The organism is Microbacterium sp. LWO14-1.2 (genome assembly GCF_038397715.1).
In the GTDB taxonomy this organism is placed as follows: Bacteria; Actinomycetota; Actinomycetes; order Actinomycetales; family Microbacteriaceae; genus Microbacterium.
Map to the genome: position 1 here is coordinate 2314276 of NZ_CP151633.1, position 22329 is coordinate 2336604.

Annotated in this window: 19 protein-coding genes and 1 riboswitch; of the genes, 14 read left to right on the forward strand and 5 right to left on the reverse strand. The window is 70.2% G+C overall.

From position 1 onward, the window contains the following. Positions 1-121: 121 nt before the first annotated feature. The 3 genes from MRBLWO14_RS11105 (at position 122) to MRBLWO14_RS11115 (ending at position 5338) form a co-directional block, all read left to right on the forward strand. Positions 122-1183 (forward strand): enoyl-CoA hydratase/isomerase family protein, encoded by a 1062-nt coding sequence (locus tag MRBLWO14_RS11105; RefSeq protein ID WP_341933217.1) that lies wholly within the window; start codon positions 122-124, stop codon positions 1181-1183. Between the two features lie 199 nt (positions 1184-1382). Continuing rightward, on the forward strand, positions 1383-3110 hold the full coding sequence (locus MRBLWO14_RS11110; RefSeq protein WP_341933218.1) for an ABC transporter ATP-binding protein: 1728 nt from the start codon (positions 1383-1385) through the stop codon (positions 3108-3110). After that, entirely contained in the window at positions 3107-5338 is a 2232-nt protein-coding gene (locus MRBLWO14_RS11115; RefSeq protein WP_341933219.1) for an ABC transporter ATP-binding protein, read from the forward strand. Before MRBLWO14_RS11110 ends, MRBLWO14_RS11115 begins: the two co-directional genes overlap by 4 nt. 183 nt (positions 5339-5521) lie before the next feature. Here MRBLWO14_RS11115 and MRBLWO14_RS11120 read toward each other — a convergent pair whose 3' ends face one another. Then, on the reverse strand, positions 5522-7042 hold the full coding sequence (locus MRBLWO14_RS11120; protein ID WP_341933220.1) for a D-alanyl-D-alanine carboxypeptidase: 1521 nt from the start codon (positions 7040-7042) through the stop codon (positions 5522-5524). Between the two features lie 85 nt (positions 7043-7127). Continuing rightward, positions 7128-7237, forward strand: a riboswitch (TPP riboswitch). Between MRBLWO14_RS11120 and MRBLWO14_RS11125 the strand changes: the two genes are divergently transcribed. The 5 genes from MRBLWO14_RS11125 (at position 7231) to MRBLWO14_RS11145 (ending at position 12797) form a co-directional block, all read left to right on the forward strand. Continuing rightward, on the forward strand, positions 7231-7887 hold the full coding sequence (locus MRBLWO14_RS11125; RefSeq protein WP_341933221.1) for an ECF transporter S component: 657 nt from the start codon (positions 7231-7233) through the stop codon (positions 7885-7887). It overlaps the preceding riboswitch by 7 nt. After that, positions 7884-9344 carry an ATP-binding cassette domain-containing protein gene (locus MRBLWO14_RS11130; RefSeq protein ID WP_341933222.1) on the forward strand — a complete coding sequence of 487 codons (1461 nt, stop codon included), beginning with the start codon at positions 7884-7886 and terminating at the stop codon, positions 9342-9344. The genes MRBLWO14_RS11125 and MRBLWO14_RS11130 overlap by 4 nt, the downstream gene beginning before the upstream one ends. Then, positions 9341-10138, forward strand: a complete 798-nt coding sequence (locus MRBLWO14_RS11135) for an energy-coupling factor transporter transmembrane component T (RefSeq protein WP_341933223.1) — start codon at positions 9341-9343, stop codon at positions 10136-10138. The genes MRBLWO14_RS11130 and MRBLWO14_RS11135 overlap by 4 nt, the downstream gene beginning before the upstream one ends. A 210-nt stretch (positions 10139-10348) precedes the next feature. Continuing rightward, positions 10349-11389 (forward strand): TerC family protein, encoded by a 1041-nt coding sequence (locus MRBLWO14_RS11140; protein ID WP_341933224.1) that lies wholly within the window; start codon positions 10349-10351, stop codon positions 11387-11389. 91 nt (positions 11390-11480) lie between these two features. Next, positions 11481-12797 (forward strand): hemolysin family protein, encoded by a 1317-nt coding sequence (locus MRBLWO14_RS11145; protein WP_341933225.1) that lies wholly within the window; start codon positions 11481-11483, stop codon positions 12795-12797. Positions 12798-12823: 26 nt separating this feature from the next. Here MRBLWO14_RS11145 and MRBLWO14_RS11150 read toward each other — a convergent pair whose 3' ends face one another. Next, positions 12824-13549: an aminoglycoside 3'-phosphotransferase gene (locus MRBLWO14_RS11150; protein WP_341933226.1), complete on the reverse strand. Its 726-nt coding sequence runs from the start codon at positions 13547-13549 to the stop codon at positions 12824-12826. Between the two features lie 150 nt (positions 13550-13699). Between MRBLWO14_RS11150 and MRBLWO14_RS11155 the strand changes: the two genes are divergently transcribed. Continuing rightward, positions 13700-14461: an SDR family NAD(P)-dependent oxidoreductase gene (locus MRBLWO14_RS11155; RefSeq protein WP_341933227.1), complete on the forward strand. Its 762-nt coding sequence runs from the start codon at positions 13700-13702 to the stop codon at positions 14459-14461. Positions 14462-14549: 88 nt separating this feature from the next. Next, positions 14550-15383, forward strand: a complete 834-nt coding sequence (locus MRBLWO14_RS11160) for an NAD(P)-dependent oxidoreductase (protein WP_341933228.1) — start codon at positions 14550-14552, stop codon at positions 15381-15383. 33 nt (positions 15384-15416) lie between these two features. On the opposite strand, the gene MRBLWO14_RS11165 is transcribed toward MRBLWO14_RS11160, so the two are convergent. The 3 genes from MRBLWO14_RS11165 to MRBLWO14_RS11175 are packed head-to-tail and all read right to left on the reverse strand — an operon-like array spanning position 15417 to position 17380. After that, on the reverse strand, positions 15417-16166 hold the full coding sequence (locus MRBLWO14_RS11165; protein WP_341933229.1) for a sulfite exporter TauE/SafE family protein: 750 nt from the start codon (positions 16164-16166) through the stop codon (positions 15417-15419). A gap of 25 nt (positions 16167-16191) precedes the next feature. Beyond that, positions 16192-16830: a bifunctional 4-hydroxy-2-oxoglutarate aldolase/2-dehydro-3-deoxy-phosphogluconate aldolase gene (locus MRBLWO14_RS11170; RefSeq protein WP_341933230.1), complete on the reverse strand. Its 639-nt coding sequence runs from the start codon at positions 16828-16830 to the stop codon at positions 16192-16194. A 52-nt stretch (positions 16831-16882) separates the two neighbouring features. Then, the gene (locus MRBLWO14_RS11175) at positions 16883-17380 is read right to left on the reverse strand and encodes a hypothetical protein (RefSeq protein ID WP_341933231.1); all 498 of its coding nucleotides are present in this window, start codon (positions 17378-17380) and stop codon (positions 16883-16885) included. A gap of 80 nt (positions 17381-17460) precedes the next feature. Here MRBLWO14_RS11175 and rlmN point away from each other — a divergent pair, with 80 nt between their 5' ends. The 4 genes from rlmN to MRBLWO14_RS11195 all read left to right on the forward strand — a co-directional run bounded on the left by rlmN (position 17461) and on the right by MRBLWO14_RS11195 (position 22160). Beyond that, positions 17461-18753 carry a 23S rRNA (adenine(2503)-C(2))-methyltransferase RlmN gene (gene rlmN, locus MRBLWO14_RS11180; protein WP_341933232.1) on the forward strand — a complete coding sequence of 431 codons (1293 nt, stop codon included), beginning with the start codon at positions 17461-17463 and terminating at the stop codon, positions 18751-18753. 81 nt (positions 18754-18834) lie between these two features. Beyond that, on the forward strand, positions 18835-20442 hold the full coding sequence (locus MRBLWO14_RS11185) for a DUF4407 domain-containing protein (RefSeq protein ID WP_341933233.1): 1608 nt from the start codon (positions 18835-18837) through the stop codon (positions 20440-20442). Positions 20443-20517: 75 nt separating this feature from the next. Next, positions 20518-21003, forward strand: coding sequence for a hypothetical protein (locus MRBLWO14_RS11190; RefSeq protein ID WP_341933234.1), 486 nt, complete (start codon positions 20518-20520; stop codon positions 21001-21003). Positions 21004-21146: 143 nt separating this feature from the next. Beyond that, positions 21147-22160: an aldo/keto reductase family protein gene (locus MRBLWO14_RS11195; RefSeq protein ID WP_341933235.1), complete on the forward strand. Its 1014-nt coding sequence runs from the start codon at positions 21147-21149 to the stop codon at positions 22158-22160. The last annotated feature ends 169 nt before the right edge of the window (positions 22161-22329 follow it).

The window sequence follows — 22329 nt, forward strand, 5'->3', positions numbered from 1 at the left end:
CCGCGACCTCTCGTTGCAATGGGCAGTTCCGTCTATCCTGCCGGAAAAGCCGTCCGATCGCGTATTTACCCCACGGACGGGTGCGAGGGCAAGCACGAATCCAGCGGGTAGCCTGGCACGCGTGACCGATTCCACCACCGCGCCCCGGGTCCTCGTCTGCACGGAGGGGGCGCTGGGACGGCTCACTCTCAACCGCCCCGAGGCGATCAACGCCCTCGACCCCGGCATGATCGACCTGCTCACCGAGGCGCTCGAGGCCTGGCGTCACGACAGCGACGTGCAGATCGTGATGATCGACGGGGCAGGGGAGCGCGGGATGTGCGCCGGGGGCGATGTGCGCGCCCTGTATTCGCAGATCGTGGCGGGCGACACCGACGTCACTGCGGAGTTCTTCCGCGCGGAGTACGCGCTCGACGCCCTCATCGCGGAGTACCCGAAGCCCGTCGTGACGATCGCCGACGGCATCACGATGGGCGGCGGGATCGGCCTCTCCGGCCACGCGGCGATCCGCATCGTGACGGAGCGCTCGAAGCTGGCGATGCCGGAGACGCGCATCGGCTTCACACCCGACGTCGGCGGCACCTGGCTGCTCGGCCGCATGCCGGGCCGGCTCGGCGAGTACTTCGGTCTGACCGGTTCGACGATGGATGCCGCGGACGCGGTGCTGCTCGGGTTCGCCGACCACATGGTGCCCTCCGACCGGCTCGACGCTCTGCGCGAGGCCCTCGCCTACCGCGCCGACCCGACCGGCCCCTCCGAGATCGTGCTGCTGTTCGACGAGACGCCCGAGCCCTCGACGGTGCCGGCGTCGCGCGTGTGGATCGACGACGCCTTCTCGGCCGACACGGTCGCAGAGATCGTCGAGCGCCTGCGGGCGCGCGAGGAGCAGGATGCCGCGGCCACGGCCGACCTGCTCGAGAGCCTCGCGCCGACCGCTCTGGCCGTGACGCTCGACGCCGTTCGCGAGGCGCGGGCGATGAGCAGCCTGAGGGACGCCCTCACGGGGGAGTACCGCCGCGTGATGTGGTTCGTGATGCAGCATCCCGATCTCGTCGAGGGCATCAGGGCGCAGCTCGTCGACAAGGATCGCAACCCGAAGTGGCAGCCCTCGTCGATCGCGGAGCTCCCCGAGGACGCCGGGGCCGATGCGCGTGCATACACCCCGGAGCGCGCACTGTTCTGAGGGTGAGGCGGGGCCGCGTCTTGTTCGCCGCGGTCCAACTACCCGGGGTCTTCGATCGGCCGGTTCGCTGTGAGCGAAGGTCATCCCCGCGGGGGATACGAATGTCGGCGGTTCGTGGCACTCTTGCATGTGCGCGATCGTCGGCCCGCGTCCGCCTGCCGGGAGATCCGCCGCGTCACCCTTCATAGAAAGTCCGCCTGTGCTGGGAAAAATTCTCGTCCGCTATCTGTCCCGCTATAAGTGGCTGCTGCTCGTGGTGCTGGTCTTCCAGTTCGCGAGCGCGCTGGCCACGCTCTATCTGCCCCGTCTGAACGAAGACATCATCAACAAGGGTGTCGCGCTCTCCGACACGGGGTACATCTGGCGCACCGGCCTGTTCATGCTCGCGGTGTCGCTCGGTCAGATCGTCGCGTCGATCATCGCGACCTACTTCGCGGCCCGTGCCGCCATGGGGGCCGGTCGCGACATCCGCGCCGACGTCTTCGGCCGCGTCAGCGGCTTCTCCGAGCGCGAGGTGTCGCAGTTCGGCGCCGGCTCGCTCATCACGCGCAACACGAACGACGTGCAGCAGGTGCAGATGCTCGCGATGATGGGCGCCACGATGCTCGTCACCGCGCCGCTGCTCGCGATCGGCGGCATCATCTTCGCGATCCAGACGAATGTGGGTCTGAGCTGGCTGATCGCCGTCTCGGTGCCGCTGCTGCTCATCGTCGCCGGCCTCGTCGTGAGCCGCATGGTGCCGCTGTTCCGCAGCTACCAGGGCAAGCTCGACGCGGTGAACCGGGTGATGCGCGAGCAGCTGACCGGGGTGCGCGTCGTGCGCGCCTTCGTGCGCGAGCGCATCGAGGAGGGGCGCTTCCGCGAGGCGAACACCGACATCATGGTGGTCGGTCGCAGGGTCGGCTCGCTGTTCGTGCTGCTGTTCCCGCTGTTCATGCTGATCCTCAACGTCACCGTCGTCGCCGTCATCTGGTTCGGCGGCATCGAGGTCAACGCGGGCACGGCGCAGGTCGGCACGATCTTCGCCTTCATGCAGTACATCGGGCAGATCATGGGCGGCGTCATCATGGCCAGCTTCATGGCGATCATGATCCCGCGCGCCGCCGTCTCGGCGGAGCGCATCGGCGAGGTGCTCGAGACCGAGTCGAGCATGACCCGGCCGGATGCCGGGGTCACGGAATTCCCCGACCCGGGCGCCGTCTCGTTCGACGACGTCTCCTTCACGTATCCGGGCGCGGACGCCCCGGTGCTCTCGGGGATCAGCTTCGGCGCACGACCGGGCGAGACCGTCGCGATCGTCGGTTCGACGGGTGCGGGCAAGACGACTCTCGTGTCGCTCATCCCGCGCCTCTTCGACGTCTCTGGCGGAGCCATGCTCGTGGGCGGGACCGACGTGCGCGAGGCCGACGTCGAGTCGCTGTGGGCATCGATCGGACTCGTGCCGCAGCGCCCGTTCCTCTTCACCGGCACCGTCGCGTCGAACCTCCGGTACGGCCGCGAGGATGCCACCGACGAAGATCTCTGGCACGCACTGGAGATCGCGCAGGGCCGCGATTTCGTGGAGGACATGCCCGACGGGCTCGAGTCCCGCATCGCGCAGGGCGGCACCAACGTCTCGGGCGGTCAGCGTCAGCGCCTCGCGATCGCCCGTGCGATCGTGCGCCAGCCGCAGATCCTCGTGTTCGACGACTCGTTCTCCGCGCTCGACCTCACCACCGACGCGCGGCTGCGGCAGGCGCTCTGGCGGGAGCTGCCGAACGTGACGAAGATCGTCGTGGCGCAGCGCGTCTCGACCATCACCGACGCCGACCGCATCGTCGTGCTCGAGGGCGGCACCATGGTCGGGGTCGGCACACACGAGGAGCTGCTCGAGACGAGCACCACCTATCGAGAGATCGTCGAATCGCAGCTGGGGGTGGACGCATGAGCGACCAGAAGCCGCAGAGGGCACGGCGCCAGCGCGGAGGCGCGCCGGCAGCCCCCGTCGTCGAGCGCGAGCTCTCCGACGAGGAGAAGTACGAGGCGGAACTCGCCGAGAAGGCGAGGCAGGACGGCGGCGGCTGGGACAGCGTCGCGCCCGGGAAGGCCGACAACTTCGGTCGGAGCTTCAGCCGGATGATCGGCCTGCTCAAGCCGTCGGCCGTGTGGTTCGTGTTCGTGTCGATCCTCGGCGCCATCGGCGTGGTTCTCACGGTCGCAGCGCCGAAGGTGCTCGCGGAGGCGACGAACCTCATCTACACGGGCTTCATCGCCAACCAGCTGGGACAGTCGCAGGGCGACTTCCCGGGTTTCCCCGTGGGGACGCCGAAGGCCGAGGTCGTGGAGCAGCTGCGCGCCGCCGGTCAGGACGACTACGCGAACCAGGTGTCGGCGCTCCACGACTTCCAGGTCGGATCCGGCATCGACTTCGACGCGCTGCGCTGGATCATCGCCGCCGTGCTGGCGATCTACATCGTGGCGGCGTTCCTCAGCTGGGTCCAGGGCTACGTCATCAACGTGATCATGGTCCGTACCATGTGGCGGCTGCGCGAGCGCGTCGAGGCGAAGATCAACCGGCTGCCGCTGTCGTATTTCGACAAGGTGCAGCGCGGCGACCTGATCTCGCGCGTGACGAACGACATCGACAACATCACCCAGACCATGCAGCAATCGCTGTCCGGTGCGCTCACCGCGGTGCTCACCGTGGTCGGAGTGCTCGTGCTGATGTTCTCGATCTCCTGGCAGCTCGCGCTCGTCGCCCTCGTGGCACTGCCTCTCATGGGCGTGATCTTCGGCGTGATCGGCCCGCGTTCGCAGAAGGCCTTCGGCACCCAGTGGCGCAAGGTCGGTCGTCTCAACGCGCGCGTCGAGGAGTCGTTCTCGGGGCACGCTCTCGTCAAGGTCTTCGGCCGGGAGCAGGACGCGCTGCAGAAGTTCAAGGACGAGAACGAGGAGCTGTTCCAGGCGAGCTTCAAGGCACAGTTCCTGTCCGGCATCATCATGCCGGCCATGACGTTCGTCGGCAGCCTCACGTATGTCGGGATCGCGGTGCTCGGCGGCCTCATGGTCGCGAGCGGTCAGCTCCGCATCGGCGACGTCCAGGCGTTCATCCAGTACTCGCAGCAGTTCACTCAGCCGCTCTCCGAGCTCGGCGGCATGGCCGCGGTCGTGCAGTCCGGCACCGCGTCGGCCGAGCGGGTGTTCGAGCTGCTCGACGCCGACGAGCAGGAGGCGGATGCGAAGGACGCGCCGCCGTTCGAGGAGGGCAAGGGCGTCATCGAGTTCGAGAACGTGCAGTTCTCCTACACGCCGGAACGTCCGCTCATCACCGACCTGTCCTTCCGGGTCGAGCCGGGGCAGACGGTCGCGATCGTCGGTCCGACCGGTGCCGGGAAGACCACGCTCGTGAACCTCATCATGCGGTTCTACGAACTCAGCGGCGGTCGGATCACGCTCGACGGCCAGGACATCTCGGAGATCACCCGCGACGAACTGCGGTCGCGCACCGGCATGGTGCTCCAGGACCCGTGGCTGTTCGCCGGCACGATCCGCGAGAACATCCGGTACGGTCGCTCCACGGCGACCGACGAGGAAGTGCTCGAGGCCGCGAAGGCGACCTACGTCGACCGGTTCGTCCACGCTCTCCCCGAGGGGTACGACACCGTGCTCGACGAGGACGCCTCGAACGTCTCCGCCGGTGAGCGTCAGCTGATCACGATCGCCCGCGCATTCGTCGCCCAGCCGTCGATCCTCATCCTCGACGAAGCCACGTCCGCGGTCGACACCCGCACCGAGCTGCTGCTGCAGAACGCGATGGCGGCGCTGCGTCAGGGGCGCACGTCGTTCGTGATCGCGCACCGGCTGTCGACGATCCGCGACGCCGACCTCATCCTCGTGATGGAGCATGGCGACATCGTCGAGAAGGGCACGCACGACGAGCTCATCGCCGCGCAGGGCGCCTACTGGCGTCTGTATCAGTCGCAGTTCGAGCAGGCGGCGACCGACATCGACGCCGAAGACGCTCTCACCGGCTCGACGCCCCTGGTCGTCAGCGGCGAAGCCGAGGAGATCGCCGCCGCGCAGGTGGGCGCCTCGGTGGGAGCGCAGCAACCCGTCGCCGAGGCTGCGGCAGCCAAGGCAGTCGTCGAGCGCCCGGACGGCGAGTCACCGGCCTGACTCCGTTCTCACGGGAGCTGACTCCGCACAGACGAGAGCGCCGTGTCCCTTCGGGGCGCGGCGCTCTCGTCTGTGCGGGTGGTCACCAGGCCGCTCGCGCGCCCCGCTGAGTCGACACCGACCTCGCTATTCCCGTGGAACTCCCGCAGCAGGTGCCAAGGGAACGGGCGCGCGGCCGACCCGTCAGCGCTGGGCTTCGCTGATGCCGAACAGCTCGAAGGGGTGCGTGAGCCGCCACCACGGATCCGGTCCCTCGACATCGGCGTCGAGGGCGAGCGGCGTGACGACCGAGTCGAGCGGACCCGCCACCAGCAGCGTCCCGACCTCGTCGCCGTCGTCGCGGTGGTCGCCGAGGTCGAACGTGGGGGTGCTCTGCGCTCCCGCGCCGTTCCACAGCACGACGTCGGAGTCCGCAGCGGTGACGATGTCGATCGTCGTGCCCCACAGCGTCGTGACGGTGCCGACGACCGTCTCCTTGGCGACGGCGGGCTCCTGCGAGGTCAGCGCGGCCTCGACCTGCGCGAAGAGCGCCCGCGTCTCCGACAGGCGCTGCTCGTCGTCGGCCTGTCCGAGCACCGCGGCGTACAGGTGCACCGTCGTGTCGTCTACCGTGATGTCCTTGGCCGTCAGCAGGTTCCAGCTCTCGCCGAGGGTTCCCGTCTTCACGCCGACGACGCCGGCATCCGCGAGCATCCCGTTCGTGTTCACGACCGTGCCCGCTCCGGGTAGGTCGACCGAGGTCGTGCTGACGATGCTCGCGAACACCGGGTTCTGCATCGCGCGCTCCGCGAGGGCGACGAGCGCCTCGGGCGTCGCGGTGTTGCGGTCGTCGAAGCCCGAGGGGGTCACGACGGTGATGCCGTCGAGGCCGCGGTCGCGCAGCCACACCTGCGCGGCGGAGGCGAAGGCGGCCTCCGTCCCCCAGATCTCGCGGGCCAGCCGGTCGATGTAGTTGTTGGCCGACCCCATGAGCGTGCCCTGCAGCAGCTGATACTCGGTGAGCGTGCCGCCGACGGGCACATCGAGCGACGACTGATCGGAGCGTCGGTACTGCCAGTAGGCGAGGTTGTCGGCGCGGGTGAACGCGAACTCCGGACCCTGTTCGCCGGGCTGCAGCGGCATCCTGTCGAGCACCATGAGGCTCGACACGACCTTGGTCACGCTCGCGATCGCGGCAGGGTCCAGCGTCGACGCCGTCGTGTTGATGCCGCCGACTCCCACGGCCGCGCTTCCCTGCGCGGGCCAGAGGATGCCGGCGGCCGGCGCGGCCGTCGACGCGAACTCCGCGGCCCGCACCGTGGGCGGGACCTCGTGCAGAGGCCAGAGCATCGTGGCTCCCGCATACGTGCCGACGAGCCCGACGAGCACGCCGATCGGCACGAGCACGCCGGCCGAGGCGGCCCGGGAACGGAGGCGGGCCCCGCGCATGATCGTGCTGGCGGGGTCAGGATCGTCATCCCCGCTGAGCGAAGGCACCGCGGTCGACTCCTCCACGGCTGTCGCGTCGACCCAGGTGAGCGCGGTGGCGCCCGTGCCGTCCTCGGCCCAGCGCGCTTCTGGGGCCCCGTCGACGTCTCGCATGCCGAGCTCGTCCAGGCCGTCGCGCTCCGCCGCAGGGGCGGGGCGCGTCAACGCAGGGGTCGCCTCGCGCGTGGTCGCGGACGGTGCGACGGAGGTGGCCTCGGCGGAGTCTGGAGCGGTCACCCCCTCACGGTAACCGAATCACCGCCGAGATCCGTGGTGCGTCGGGCGGAGGCGACACAAGTGTCGGGTGACTGGGTAAGATCGTCAGCACAACCACGGGAGTCCGGCGAGCCGGGCTGAGAGGGAGCGAATCGCGCTTCGACCGTCGAACCTGATCTGGGTCATGCCAGCGCAGGGAGGAGCATTCAATGAGCACATCCACGTCCGGATCCACCACCGGATCCGCCACCGCCACCGCGTCCGCGAAGGGGCTCGGCCGCCCGGAGCTCTGGCGCTGGCGGGTCGTCGACATCGTCGTCGCCAGCGTCATCGCCGTCGCCTGCGCGCTGATCTTCCTGCTGTGGAACGTGGGATACGAGGTCCCCAGCAGTCTCCTGAAGCCGCTGCTGCCCGGCGTGCAGGGCCTGCTCGCCGGCCCATGGCTGATCGCCGGCGTCCTCGGCGGGCTCATCATCCGCAAGCCGGGCGCAGCCCTGTACACCGAGCTCGTCGCCGCCGTCATCTCCGCTCTCGTCGGCAACGCGTGGGGCCCGCTCACGATCGTCTCCGGCATCGTGCAGGGTCTGGGCGCCGAGCTGGTCCTCCTCGTCTTCCTCTACGGTGTGTGGCGTCTGCCGGTCGCGATGCTCGCCGGGGCCGGTGCAGGTCTGGCATGCGGCATCAACGACCGCATCCTCTGGTACGCGGGCGCCGACACCCTGTTCACGGTCGTGTACATCGTCTCGACGACGATCTCGGGCGCGGTCATCGCCGGCCTCGGCGGCTGGCTGATCGCACGCGGGCTGGCCGCCACGGGAGCACTCGGCCGGTTCGCCGCCGGCCGCGAGGTCACCGCACGAGTGTGACCGCAGCCGTGCAGCCCGCCGCGCTCGAGGCGCGCGGCTGGGGGTGGCGGTACGCCACGCGCCGTCGGTGGGCGGTCCGCGACGTCGAGCTGCGCATCGAGCCGGGGGAGCGGGTGCTGCTGCTCGGCGCCTCCGGCTCGGGCAAGTCCACCCTGCTGCAGGGATTCGGCGGCGTGCTGGGCGGAGCCGACGAGGGTGAGACCCTCGGGCAGCTCCTCGTCGACGGGCAGGCCCCCGTGGATGCGCGCGGACGCGTCGGCATGGTGCTGCAGGACCCCGACACGCAGACGATCCTGGCGCGGGTCGGCGACGACGTCGCGTTCGGCTGCGAGAACCTCGGCGTCCCGAGGGACGAGATCTGGGCCCGCGTGCGCGAGGCGCTGGATGCCGTGCAGCTCGACGTCGCGCTCGACCGCTCGACAGCGGCACTGTCCGGCGGACAGAAGCAGCGCCTCGCGCTGGCCGGCGTGCTTGCCATGCGCCCCGGCGCGATCCTCCTGGACGAGCCGACCGCGAACCTCGACCCGGCGGGTGTGGACGAGGTGCGGGATGCCGTCGGCGCAGCGCTCGACCGCACCGGGGCGACGCTCGTGGTGATCGAGCACCGCATCGACGTGTGGCTGCCCCTCGTGACCAGGGTGATCGTGCTCGGCGCGGGCGACGACAGCACGGTGGTACTGGCCGACGGCACACCCGAGGCCGTGCTGGGCGCCCGTGGCGCCGAGCTCGCGGCATCCGGCGTCTGGGTCCCCGGCCACCCGCCTGCTCTTCCTCCTGCGCCGCGCACGGAGCCGGGGGAACCTCTGATCGAGACTCGGGCCCTGCGGGTCTCGCGTCGCCGGGGACTGCCGGTCGCCGGCCCGTTCGACCTCGCGGTGCACGCGGGCGAGGTGCTGGGCATCACCGGGCCGAACGGTGCGGGCAAGTCGACGCTGGGACTCACGCTCGCCGGGCTGATCCCCGCCGAGGAGGGAGCAGTGCGTGCGACGCCGTCGCTCGCCGCGGGCGAGACGCCCGATCCTCTCGCCTGGTCGTCGCGGGCACTGCTGACGCGCATCGCGACGGTGCTGCAGACGCCGGAGCATCAGCTGCTCGCCAAGACGGTTCGCGAGGAGCTAGCGGTCGGCCCCCGCGCCCTGCGGCTCGCTCCCGACGAGATCGCGTCCCGCACAGACGACCTGCTCGACCGCCTGCGGCTCCGCGCCCTCGCGGACGCCAACCCGTACACGCTGTCCGGCGGTGAGAAGCGGAGGCTGACGGTGGCGGCGGCGATCGCCACCCGGCCGCGCATGCTCGTGCTCGACGAGCCCACCTTCGGACAGGATGCCGTGACGTGGGCCGAGCTGGTGGGCCTCATGGCCGCTCTCCGCGACGAGGGCACCGCGATCGTCGCGATCAGTCATGACGAGGCCGTGCTCAGCGCTCTGCACGCCAGACGGATCGAGGTCGGACGTTGATCGACCCGCTGACCGCCCGCGTCGACCGTACAGGGCCCATCGCTCCCCGCTCCGCGCTCGCCAAGCTCGCCGCCGCGCTGCTGATCGCTCTGCCGCTCGTGCTGACGATCGACGTCGTCTCGGCATCCGTCGCCCTGCTGCTCGAGATCCCGCTGTTGCTGCTCGCGGGGCTGAGGCCGCGGGAGTTCTGGCTGCGCACCGCCGTGCTCTGGATCGCCGCACCGCTCAGCGCGGTCACGATCGCCCTCTACGGCGCGACGAGCGGCACGGTTCACGTCGAGTGGCTCGTGATGAGGGTCAGCGACGGGTCGCTCGCGCTCGCCGCCGCCACCGCGGTTCGTGTGCTGGCGATCGGCCTCCCGGCTGTCGTGCTGTTCGTCACGGTCGATCCGACCGATCTCGCCGACGACCTCGCGCAGCGCCTGCGCCTGCCCGCCCGGTTCGTCGTGGGCGCGCTCGCCGGGATGCGGATGCTGGGACTCCTGGCCGACGACTGGCGTGCCCTGGCGCTGGCGAGGCGCGCGCGGGGGGTCGCCGACGAGGGCAGGGTGCGCCGGGCGCTCGGCATGGCGTTCGCCCTGTTCGTGCTGGCGATCCGTCGCGGCTCGTCACTGGCCACGGCCATGGAGGCGCGCGGGTTCGGCGGCTCCGGTGCCCGGTCGTGGGCGCGTCCGTCGCGGTGGGACCGCAGGGACACGGCGCTCGTCGTCGTGGCGGCGGTCATCCCGGTCGCCGCGATCGCGGTCGCCGTGGTCACGGGCGCGTGGAACTTCATCCTCGGTCCGACCGCCTGACGACTCCCACGCCGCGCGGAATCTCGATATTCAGCTTTTTCATAGCCCCGGTGCCCGCGGGTTCGCTACCATCGACGTAACCCAAGGGGAGTACTCCGACACGGGTGGCTCGTCATTACGGATGTCCCTGCATCCCGGGTCCCCGGTCCTCGTTCGAGGATGGAGAAGACCTTGGCGTAGACCCTGTCGCGCCAGTTCTCGGAGACCCTTGTGAACATCACCCCCCTCGTCTGGATCATCACGATCCTCGTCACGATCGCCTTCTTCGTGTACGAGTTCTTCGCGCACGTCCGCAAGCCGCACGAGCCCACCGTCGGCGAGTCCGCCCGCTGGTCGGCCTTCTACATCGGCCTCGCCCTGCTGTTCGGCGTCGGCATCGGAGTGGTCTCCGGGTGGGAATTCGGCGGAGAGTACTTCGCCGGCTACCTGACCGAGAAGGCGCTGTCGATCGACAACCTGTTCGTCTTCCTCATCGTGATGGCCGGTTTCGCGGTGCCGCGCATCTATCAGCAGAAGGTGCTGATGATCGGCATCGTGATCGCGCTCATCATGCGCGGCGCGTTCATCGCCCTGGGCGCCACGCTCATCGAGAACTTCTCCTGGATCTTCTACCTGTTCGGCGCCCTGCTGCTCGTGCTCGCGTACCGCCAGGCGTTCGCGGGCGGCGACCACAACCCCGCCGACGGCCGCTTCATGCGGTTCGTCCGCCGCATCCTTCCCGTCAGCGACGAGTACGCCGGAGACCGCCTCACCGTCGTCAAGGCGGGTCGCCGCTTCGTGACGCCGATGTTCCTCGTCATCATCGCGATCGGCTTCGTCGACCTGATCTTCGCCGTCGACTCGATCCCCGCGATCTACGGCCTCACCGAGGAGGCGTACATCGTCTTCACGGCCAATGCGTTCGCCCTGATGGGCCTGCGTCAGCTGTACTTCCTCATCGGCGGTCTGCTCGAGCGCCTCGTGTACCTGGCTCAGGGACTCGCCGTCATCCTCGCCTTCATCGGCGTCAAGCTCGTGCTCCACGCGATGCACGTCAACGAGCTGCCGTTCATCAACGGCGGCGAGCCGATGCTGTGGGCCCCCGAGATCCCGATCTGGTTCTCGCTCGTCTTCATCGGCGCGACGATCGCCGTCGCCACCGTCGCGAGCCTCGCCAAGACCCGACGCGACGACCGTCGCGCCGCCCTCGACTCGTCCTCCGCAGGCACTCCCGCCGACACCACCCCTCGCACAGACAAGGACCCCTCGTGAACCAGTCGCGCCGCTCTGACGCGTCCGCAGACCCTGACAGACCCGGCGCCCGAAGGACCTCGGGCACCACCTCGCCGCAGGAGGCGACCCGATGATGGGCGACCTGCTGTGGAACATCGCACTCGTCTTCGTCTTCGTCCTCGTCGGCGGCGTGTTCGCCGCGACGGAGATGGCCCTCGTCACGCTGCGGGAGAGCCAGATCAACGCGATCGCCGCCCGCGGGCGCCGCGGCGCGAAGGTCGCGGGCCTCGCCCGCAACCCGAACACGTTCCTCTCGGCCGTGCAGATCGGCGTCACGGTGGCCGGCTTCGCGTCGGCCGCTTACGGTGCGACCTCGATCGCGCCGTCGGTCGCGCCGCTCCTGCAGTCGCTCGGCCTCGACGAGCAGCTGTCGTTCACGCTCGCGACCGTCATCCTGACCCTGCTGATCGCGTACCTGTCGCTCGTCCTCGGCGAGCTCGTGCCGAAGCGTCTGGCGATCCAGCGCAACGCGCAGTTCGCCTACGCCGTGGCTCCGGTGCTCGACGGCTTCGCGACCGTGATGCGCCCGGTGATCTGGCTGCTCTCGGTCTCGACCAACGCGCTCGTGCGTCTGCTCGGCGGTGATCCTCACAAGACCGCCGACGAGCTGAGCGAGGAGGAGCTGCGCGACATCGTCGCGACGCACCAGAGCCTCCCCGACGACGAGCGCCGCATCCTCGACGACGTGCTGTCGCTGCGCGACCGCCAGGTCAGCGAGGTCATGCGCCCGAGGCCCGAGGTCGTCGCGCTCGACGGCACGGCCACGATCGCCGAATCGATGGCGCAGGTCACGGAGCTGCCGTTCTCGCGGTACCCCGTGGTCGACGCCTCGATCGACGACATCGTCGGCTTCGTGCACGTGCGCGACCTGTTCGAGGCTGCGGTGGCCGATCCGTCACGGACGGTCGACAGCCTCGCGCGTCCGGTCGAGTACCTGCCGTCGACCGCGCGGGTGCTGCCGACGCTCACCCGGCTGCGTGCGGCCGGCCACCACATCGCCGTCGTCGTCGACGAGTACGGCGGCACCGACGGCATCGTCACTCTCGAGGACCTCGTGGAGGAGGTCGTCGGCGAGATCTTCGACGAGTACGACACCGAGGACCGCATCCCCGCCGCCGGCGGGTCGCTCGACGGCCGCCTCAATCTCGGCGACTTCGCCGAGATCACCGGGATCGCGCTGCCGCGCGGGGCGTCGGACACGGTCGCGGGCTTCGTGACAGAGATGCTCGGCCGCCTCGCGGTGGTGGGCGACTCGGTCGAGGTGCCCGGCGCGACGATCCGCGTGACCGCGGTGGACCGCCGACGCATCTCGGAGATCCGGGTCGTGCTGCACGACGAGTCCGGCTCGTCGGACAGCACGGATGCCGCCGAGGGCGCCCCGGCCTGACATACCGCGCGACCGCTGCCGGCGGCTCAGGTCTCGTTCCAGAGCCGCCGGTAGTAGTCGATCCTCGCGCGGTCGGGTGCGACGCCGTACGCCTCGATGAGGGCGTCCTCCCACCCGCGTCCGTAGTTCCACTCGGTGCTCATCGAGGCGACCGCGATGTCGGCCCAGCGGTCGGCGACGCCGAGCGCGGCGAGGTCGACATGGCCGAGTGGCCGGCCGTCGTCGTCGAGCAGCGTGTTCGGCACGCAGGCGTCGCCGTGGCACACCACGAGCATGTCGACCGGCGGCGGAACCCGCAGATCGTCAGGGACGCGGATGCCGCGCTGCGCCGCGTTCGCGATGCGCGACGCCGGGTCCCACGACCACGGGCACTCGGCGGCCGGCAGGGCGTCGTGCAGCGCGCGGAGCCCCGCGCCGACGGCTGGCACCGCCGTGGCAGGATCCGCGACCCATCGCGGGTCGACGGCGCTGCGGCCGGGCAGCGCCGTCGTCACGAGCCACTCGTGCGCGGCATCCTGACCCTGGTCCAGGACCTCGGGGACCGTCGTCCAGCGGCGAGCCCACCGCATCCGCTCCGCCTCGTCGCGCATGTTCGCCTCGGCATCGTGCGGGCCCCACTTGATGTAGCGGCCGTCGTCGGTGCGGAAGGTCACGCCGCCGAGGGAGTTCCGCCACACGGGCGTGAGCGCGGCGCCGCCCGCGAGCGAGCGGACGATCTCGGGCACCGGCAGCGCCGCCTCGGGGATGCTCATGCGTCCATCCTCGTGTCTGCGCCCGCGGCTCTGATCCGCCGCGCCGGGTGTCGTAGGCTCGGAGCGATCGCCGGGACGACGCGGCGATCGGGATGACACTCGGAATCAGTTAGGCTGGCACCGAGTCGCACACGTTCGAAGGGGAACCGCATGCAGATCCAGGGATCCAGCGCTCTCGTCACCGGCGGCGCGTCGGGCCTCGGCCTCGCCACCGCGCGGGCGCTCGCCGCCGAGGGGGCCGTCGTCACGATCCTCGACCTCCCGTCGTCCGCCGGCGCGGAGATCGCCCACGAGCTCGGCGGCGTGTTCAGCCCCGGCGACGTGACGAACGCCGAGGACGCCGCAGCAGCCGCCCGTGCCGCACAGGACGCCGCTCCGCTGCGCATCGTCGTGAACTGCGCGGGTATCGCGCCCCCGGCCAAGGTGCTCGACCGCGAGGGCAACCCGGCGGTGCTCGCCGACTTCGAACGCATCGTGCGCATCAACCTCGTCGGCACGTTCAACGTGCTGTCCCAGGCCGCAGCCGTCATCGCGAAGAACGACCCCGTCGAGGGCGGTGACCGCGGCGTGGTCGTGAACACCGCGAGCGTCGCCGCGTTCGACGGCCAGATCGGGCAGCCCGCCTACTCGGCGTCGAAGGGCGGCGTCCACGCCATGACCCTCCCCGTCGCGCGCGAGCTCGCCCGCTACGGCATTCGCGTGTGCACGATCGCACCCGGCATCATGGAGACCCCGATGCTGATGGGACTGCCGCAGGAGGCCCAGGACTCGCTCGGCACCCAGGTGCCGTATCCGTCGCGGCTCGGCCGGCCCGACGAGTACGCATCGCTCGTGCGCCAGATCGTCGAGAACGGCTACCTCAACGGCGAGACGATCCGCCTCGACGGCGCGATCCGCATGGCGCCGAAGTGAGCACCCCGCCGGCTTTCGAATCGCGCGCTTTGCACGAATCGGGGCGGCAGAACTGCAATTCAAGCGATTCGAAACGGGAAGGTGGGCGATGAGCGCACTGGCAGGCAAGACCATCCTCATGTCGGGCGGCAGCCGCGGCATCGGCCTCGCGATCGCCCTGCGTGCCGCGGCCGACGGCGCGAACATCGCGATGCTCGCGAAGACCGACTCCCCGCATCCGAAGCTCGAGGGCACGGTGCACACCGCGGCGGAGCAGATCCGCGCGGCGGGCGGGCAGGCGCTGCCGATCGTCGGCGACGTCCGTGACGACGACGACATCACCGAGGCCGTGCTGAAGACCCAGGGCGAGTTCGGCGGCATCGACATCGTCGTCAACAACGCCAGCGTCATCGACCTCTCTCGGTCGCTGGAGCTCGGAGCCAAGAAGTACGACCTCATGCAGGACGTGAACGTGCGCGGCACCTTCATGCTGTCGCGCGCCGCGATCCCCATGCTCAAGGATGCCGAGAACCCGCACATCCTGTCGCTGTCGCCGCCCCTCAACCCGACGCCGAGATGGCTCGGCGCGCACACCGGCTACACGCTCGCGAAGTTCGGCATGACCATGGTCACACTGGGTCTCGCGGCGGAGTTCGCCCGCGACGGCATCGCCGCCAACACCCTCTGGCCGCGCACGACCATCGCGACCGCGGCCGTGCAGAACCTGCTCGGCGGAGACAAGGTCATGGCCGCGAGCCGCACCGCCGAGATCTATGCCGACGCCGCCTACTCGGTGCTGACCAAGCCCGCCGGCGGGTACACGGGGCAGACGCTCATCGTGGAGGACGTGCTCGAGGCCGACGGCGTCACCGACTTCTCGCGGTACGCGGCGGTGCAGGGCACCCCCGACGATCGCCTCTTCCCCGACATCTTCCTGGACTGACGAGGGGGACGGGCGGCGCTTCTCCCGTCGCCGTCAGAACAGCAGGTAGACCGCGCCGACCACGGTGAGGACGATGACGATCCGGTCGAACAGCACCTGGTTCAGCCGCCGCGCGACGACGAGTCCGAGCAGCGCGCCGACGACGACGAGCGGTGCGAGGGCGGCATCCATCAGCAGCACCGGCGGATGGAAGAGGCCGAGTCCGGCCAGGAACGGCACTTTCGTGACGTTGATGATCGCGAAGAACCAGGCCGATGTGCCGAGGAACACCTGCACCGGTGTGCGGGTCGCGAGGAAGTACATCGACATCACGGGTCCGCCGGCGTTCGCGACCATGGTCGTGAAACCGCCGAGCGTTCCGTAGGTGCCGGCGAGCAGGATGCCGCCGCGCGGCGTCTCCTGCACCTCCCGCCGACTCTGTCTCCACCGCCGCCACAGCGTCACCGCGATCATGAGCAGCAGGATCACGCCGATCGCCCGGCGCACGATGCCGTCGCCCGCGATCGCGAGGAAGGCGAAACCGACGAGGAGCCCTGCCACGACCGCCGGCGCGAGGCGCAGCAGCGTCGGCCAGTGCGCGTGGCGGCGATATGCGGCGATCGCGAAGACATCGCCGACCATGAGCAGCAGGAGCATCGCCGCCGTGGAGGTGCGGGCGGGAAGCACGGTCGCGAAGAGCGCGATCGCGAGGATGTTCGCGCCGGGGAGTGCTGTCTTCGAGATGCCGATCGTGACGGCGGCGAGGCCGAGGGCAGCCCACGCCCAGGGGTCGAGCGCGGGCACGGTCAGACTCCGACCGTCACGCGCGTCAGCTCCGGGAAGCGGCGAGGGCGGCGGCGAAGCGCGCTGCGCGCTGCTCGAGGTCGGCCCAGTCGGAGTTCTTGATCGAGGCGCCGTTCGCGAGGTCGCCTCCGGCTCCCACGGCCACGGCCCCTGCCCTGAACCAGTCGGCGAGGTTGTCGGGCGTGACGCCGCCGGTCGGCATGAGCGGCGCATCGGGGAACGGCCCGCGCAGCGCGCCGAGGTAGGAGGGGCCGCCGAGCGAGGCGGGGAAGATCTTCACCACGTCGACGCCGAGCTCGAGAGCGCCCATGACCTCGGTCGGGGTCATGGCTCCCGTCATGACGACGCGACCGGTGTCGAGCATGGTGCGGGTGAGCGCCGGCAGGGTGCCGGGGCTCACGAGGAATTCGGCGCCGGCGTCGGCCGCGGCCGTCGCCTGCTCGGCGGTGGTCACGGTGCCTGCTCCGACGTAGGCGGCGTCGCCGTGGCGGGCGATGAGTTCGCGGATGACGGCGGGAGCATCGGGGGTCGAGAACGTGACCTCGATGCCGGTCACCCCGCCGCGGATGATCGCCTCGGACGCCTCGAGAGCGAGCTCGGGGGAGGGTGCGCGGAGGACGGCGAGGACGCCGGTGGCGCGGGCGCGGTCGAGACGGTCGGGCATCGAGGCTCCTTCAGTGGGGGATGCGTCCATTCTCTCGGACGCGCACCTGTAGCTACAAGCTGTGCGACGGCCAGACGTCGATCGCGTCCTTCGACTGCTTGAGCCCGAGCCCGGAGTGCTCGCGCAGCAGCTTGATCGCGGCGATCGCCTGCTCGGCCGCGACCAGGCGGTCGATCTCGGCCGTGACGGAGGCCGGGAGGGACGAGCGCAGCGCCGCGGCATCCGTCGGCGACGACGACACGAGCGGGATCGCCGTCGTCGCCGGCGCGGAACCCACCACCCAGCGATCGATGCGGTTCTTCGCCTCGCGCAGGCTCACGTCGGTGTGGTCTCGATAGACCTTGATCGCCTGGATCTTCTGCTCGGCGGCGACGAGCCGGTCGATCTCGGCGACGACGTCCGGCCGCAGGGCGACGGCGGCACCCGGGTGGCCGGCCGGCGAACCGGGCGTCGCGGGAGCCTGCGGGCGCATCGCCCGGAAGGACCGCGACAGCAGGGCGACCACGATCAGGGCGGCGATGAGGATTCCGATGATCCACACGAGGTCCATGGTGGCCAGTCTAGGCAGGGCCGCCGACGCCGGCCCGACCACCCAGGCGGCTCCCACCCGGCCCCCGGTACCCTGGAGACATGACCCAGAATCCCCGCACGCGCGAGACGCGCGCTCAGGCAGCGCCCGCGTCGTCCCGTTCGGGGACCGCGATCCGTTCGACCGGCGGCACCCAGGTGCGCCCGGCGACCGAGGGCTGGACCCAGCAGAAGGATGCCGAGGGTCGGCCGCTCCTGCAGTTCGCGAGCCCGAAGCGCGGCAAGCCGCCCGTGCACCTGGCCGACCTCACTCCGGCCGAGCGCGTCGAGAAGGTCACCGAGCTCGGGCTGCCGGGCTTCCGGGCGAAGCAGCTCGCGACCCACTACTTCCGCCACTACACGTCCGACCCGGCGGAGATGACCGACCTTCCCGCCGGAATCCGCGACGACCTCGTGGCCGGCATGCTGCCGCCGCTCATGACCGAGGTGCGCCGTCTCGAGACCGACCGCGGCGACACGATCAAGTTCCTCTGGCGTCTGCACGACGGCGCTCTCGTCGAGTCGGTGCTCATGCGCTACCCCGGCCGCATCACGCTGTGCGTGTCGTCGCAGGCCGGATGCGGCATGAACTGCCCGTTCTGCGCGACCGGCCAGGCGGGCCTCACGCGCAACATGTCGACCGCCGAGATCATCGAGCAGATCGTGCGGGCCAATCGGGCGATCGCGAACGGCGAGCTGGGCGGCAAGAAGGCCGACGACCACTCGATGGAACGCGTCTCCAACATCGTCTTCATGGGCATGGGTGAGCCGCTCGCGAACTACAAGCGGGTCATGGACGCCGTCCGCACCATGGTCGCCCCGCAGCCCGACGGCCTCGGTATGAGCGCGCGCGGCATCACCGTCTCGACCGTCGGCCTCGTGCCGGCGATCAAGAAGCTCGCCGACGAGAACATCCCGGTGACGTTCGCCCTGTCGCTGCACGCGCCGGACGACCACCTTCGCGACGAGCTCATCCCGGTGAACTCGCGCTGGAAGGTCGACGAGGCACTCGACGCCGCCTACGGCTACTACGCCAAGACCGGCCGCCGCGTCTCGATCGAGTACGCGCTCATCAAGGACATGAACGACCACGCGTGGCGCGCCGACCTCCTCGCCGAGAAGCTCAATGCGCGCGGGCGGGGCTGGGTGCACGTGAACCCGATCCCGCTCAACCCGACGCCCGGCTCGATCTGGACGTCGTCGGACCGTGACGTCACCGACGAGTTCGTGCGCCGGCTCAACGACGCCGGCATCCCGACGACCCTCCGCGACACCCGCGGCAAGGAGATCGACGGCGCCTGCGGTCAGCTCGTCGCGACCACGGAGGATGAAGCGGCCTCGGCCGCGATGGCCTGACCCGACGAATCGGCTGGAAGCTGGGGGCATTCAAAGCCTTCTTCCAACGGATGCTCAGGCGGCATTTCGTAGATTGTCGGGATGCCCTATTCCGCTCACCGTCCAGGACGGTTCGATTCGCAGGGCCGGATCATCCTCGACAGCGACCCGAACGCTGACACGGACGACCTGGACTTCCTGCGCGCCTACGAGCCGACCGGTGCCGACGACCGCGCCGAAGCGCAGCCGACCGTGCCGATCGACGACGCCGCGGTGACGCCGGAGGACGAGACGGATGCCGCGGCATCCGCCTCTCGCGAGCCGAAGCCGCGGCGGAAGCCCCGCGAGCGGAAGCCCCGGGTGCCCGGGTCCCGGTTGCGGACGCTCGCGATCCTCGGCGGCGCCGAGGGGGAGATCCTCGACCGCGTCCCCGGCGAGACGCCGCGCTTCGTGCAGATGTTCTTCGTGCTCGCGGGGACCGCCCTCGTCTCGGCGATCTCGATGCTCTTCGCCCTCACCACCGGGGTGCAGGCGGCGATCTGGCTGGCCGTGCCGCTGGCGATCGTGTGGGCGCTCATCATCTTCAACCTCGACCGCTTCCTCACCTCGACCATGACGTCGACGCGCAACCTCTGGCGCCTCATCGGGCTCGCCATCCCGCGCGTCATCATGGCCGCGATCATCGGCTTCGTGGTCGCCGAGCCGCTCGTGCTGCAGATCTTCCACAACGACATCTCGCGCGAGGTCGCCGCCACCAACATCACGCAGGCGCAGTCCGACCAGGAGGCCCTCGAGACGGGGCCCGAGAAGAAGGCCCTCGACGCGGCATCCGACCGTGTGGCCGAGCTCGAGAACCAAGCCGCGACGGGCATCGTGGCCGGAACCGAGTCGTCGTCGGCGACCGAGTCCGCCGCGCAGGCCACGGTCGACGACCTCACCGCGAAGATGACCGCGCAGCAGGCCGTGATCGACCAGGCGCGCGTGCTCTACCAGTGCGAGTTGACCGGCGAGGGCGCGGGCACCGTGCCGGGCTGCACCGGTGTGAACGGCGAGGGCGCGAGCTCGGACGCCGCGCAGGCGCAACTCGCCGAGGCGCAGCAGACCTACGACGCGCTCGCCGCGCAGCTGCGCACCGCGAACGAAGAGCTCGCCGCCGCCGGCACCGCCGCGAAGGAGAACACCTCGACCTCGGAGACGCAGAACCGGCAGCAGGCGCAGGACCAGCTCCCGGCCGCCCGCGACACCTACGAGTCGGCGCTCGCCGCGTACAACGCGCGGGCCGAGTCCGTGGCTTCCGGCAACGCGGGAGCCACCGGACTGCTGAGCCAGATCAGCGGCCTCAACCGGCTCAGCGAGAAGGAGCCCGCGATCCTCTGGGCCCACATCCTCATCGCGGCGCTCTTCTTCATGATCGAGCTGCTGCCCGTGCTCGTGAAGGTGCTCACGTCGTACGGCGACCCGTCGCTGTACGAGCGGGCGCTGGCGATCCGCAAGCAGGTCGCCCTCGACAAGGTCACTGCCGAAGGCTTCCGCGACCGGGCCGCGATCGTGAACGAGCAGTCGAACGGCATCCAGGCCGAGGCGGATGCGGCGGCTCCGCAGACCCGCGCGGAGCGGCGCGAGGCGGAGCAGGAGCGAGAGCGCGCCGATCAGCGCGCGCAAGCCCAGACGCTGGAGGAGCAGGAGCGGATGCTGCAGTCGCAGGGCTGACCGGCCCGGTCCGTCGAGGTGGTATGAAGGCGTCGAGTTCGGGGTGCTTTCAGCGAGGCCCCTTACGGTGAGCGCATGACGACGCGCCGTTCCCGCATCCTGGTGTCCCTCATCGGTGTGCTGGCCGTGACCCTCTATGCCGCGCTCGCCGCGGTGCAGATCCTCGTGCTCAACCCGCTCGCCGCTGCGCCCGGTCTGACGCTCGACGACATCCGGGCGGACATGCACGGCGCCAACGAGAGCCTGGGTGCCGAGGTCGTGTTCTTCGTGCTGGGGATCGGAGTCGCGCTCGCGGTCGCCGTCGCGATCACAGTCATCGTGAGGTCGGCGCCACCCCGGCTCGCCGCGATGCTCTTCCTCTCGATCCTCACGACAGGCGTGATCGCGTACTTCATCGCGTCGTTCACCGCCGGGATGGGACTCGCCGACACGTACGGGATCGGCGGCGGCGACCATTCGCCATGGTCGCGCCTGCTGTACGTGACGAGCCTGGCCTCGCTCGTCGCGGTTGTGACGCTCGCCGTGCAGTCCGCGCGGGGCGGCCGGCTGTCGCGCGCGTGATGTCGGTCCGGCGCGCTGAGATCAGGAGGGTGCACCGAGATCAGGAGTGTGCGCCGGGATCCGTCCTTTTCTCGGAGCATCCTCCTGATCCGGGATGCCGCAACCCGGCCCAGCATGCCGGTGTGCGCGAGTAGCGTTGGCTCATGGTCAACTATCGCTACCTCGGAAACAGCGGCCTCAAGGTCTCGGAGATCACCTACGGCAACTGGGTCACCCACGCATCGCAGGTCGAAGACGACGCGGCCGTCAAGACCGTGCACGCCGCCCTCGACGCCGGGATCACCACGTTCGACACCGCCGACGCCTACGCCAACACCGCGGCCGAGGTCATCCTCGGCAAGGCGCTCGAAGGGCAGCGCCGCGAGGGTCTCGAGATCTTCACCAAGGTGTACTTCCCGACCGGCGCGAAGGGCCCGAACGACACCGGCCTCAGCCGCAAGCACATCATGGACTCGATCAACGGATCGCTGAAGCGCCTCGGCACCGACTACGTCGACCTGTACCAGGCGCATCGCTTCGACTACGAGACCCCGCTCGAGGAGACGTTCCAGGCGTTCGCCGACATCGTCCGCCAGGGCAAGGCGCTCTACATCGGCGTCTCCGAGTGGACCGCCGAGCAGCTGCGCGAGGGTCACGCGCTCGCGAAGCAGCTCGGCATCCAGCTCATCTCGAACCAGCCCCAGTACTCCATGCTGTGGCGTGTCATCGAGGGCAAAGTCGTTCCCGCGTCGGAGGAGCTCGGCATCTCGCAGATCGTCTGGTCGCCGATGGCGCAGGGCGTGCTCAGCGGAAAGTACCTCCCCGGGCAGCCCGTGCCCGAGGGGTCGCGCGCGACGGACCCGCACAGCGGCGCCGACTTCATCAAGAGCTTCCTCAAGGACGACATCCTCGAGGCGGTGCAGAAGCTCAAGCCGATCGCCGAGCAGGCCGGTCTCACCATGCCGCAGCTCGCGATCGCGTGGGTGCTGCAGAACCCGAACGTCGCCGCCGCCCTGGTCGGAGCCTCGCGTCCGGAGCAGCTCGCCGACACGGTCAAGGCGTCCGGTGTGAAGCTCGACGCCGACACGCTGTCCGCGATCGACGAGGCGCTCGGCGACACGGTCAACCGCGACGCCGAGCGCACGTACGAGACGTCGCCGAAGACCCGCCTGGTCTGACCGGAGCGCCCCCGCGCCTCGCTCCTCGCGCCACCGCGTCGAGACCCACCACGAACGCCGAGACCCACCACCCCCGACGTGGGGCGTGGTGGGTCTCGGCGGTTCTGGTGGGTTTCGGCGTGGGTGGGGGCGGGAGAGCGCGCGGGGAGCGGGAACCGAGGATGCCGCG

Excerpts from the sequence above, each read along its gene's own strand:
- MRBLWO14_RS11115 (WP_341933219.1), top strand. The coding sequence starts at position 3,107 with ATGAGCGACCAGAAGCCGCAGAGGGCACGGCGCCAGCGCGGAGGCGCG.
- MRBLWO14_RS11125 (WP_341933221.1), top strand. The coding sequence starts at position 7,231 with ATGAGCACATCCACGTCCGGATCCACCACCGGATCCGCCACCGCCACC.
- MRBLWO14_RS11145 (WP_341933225.1), top strand. The coding sequence starts at position 11,481 with ATGATGGGCGACCTGCTGTGGAACATCGCACTCGTCTTCGTCTTCGTC.
- MRBLWO14_RS11150 (WP_341933226.1), bottom strand. The coding sequence starts at position 13,549 with ATGAGCATCCCCGAGGCGGCGCTGCCGGTGCCCGAGATCGTCCGCTCG.
- MRBLWO14_RS11155 (WP_341933227.1), top strand. The coding sequence starts at position 13,700 with ATGCAGATCCAGGGATCCAGCGCTCTCGTCACCGGCGGCGCGTCGGGC.
- MRBLWO14_RS11160 (WP_341933228.1), top strand. The coding sequence starts at position 14,550 with ATGAGCGCACTGGCAGGCAAGACCATCCTCATGTCGGGCGGCAGCCGC.
- MRBLWO14_RS11170 (WP_341933230.1), bottom strand. The coding sequence starts at position 16,830 with ATGCCCGACCGTCTCGACCGCGCCCGCGCCACCGGCGTCCTCGCCGTC.
- MRBLWO14_RS11175 (WP_341933231.1), bottom strand. The coding sequence starts at position 17,380 with ATGGACCTCGTGTGGATCATCGGAATCCTCATCGCCGCCCTGATCGTG.
- rlmN (WP_341933232.1), top strand. The coding sequence starts at position 17,461 with ATGACCCAGAATCCCCGCACGCGCGAGACGCGCGCTCAGGCAGCGCCC.
- MRBLWO14_RS11185 (WP_341933233.1), top strand. The coding sequence starts at position 18,835 with ATGCCCTATTCCGCTCACCGTCCAGGACGGTTCGATTCGCAGGGCCGG.
- MRBLWO14_RS11190 (WP_341933234.1), top strand. The coding sequence starts at position 20,518 with ATGACGACGCGCCGTTCCCGCATCCTGGTGTCCCTCATCGGTGTGCTG.
- MRBLWO14_RS11195 (WP_341933235.1), top strand. The coding sequence starts at position 21,147 with ATGGTCAACTATCGCTACCTCGGAAACAGCGGCCTCAAGGTCTCGGAG.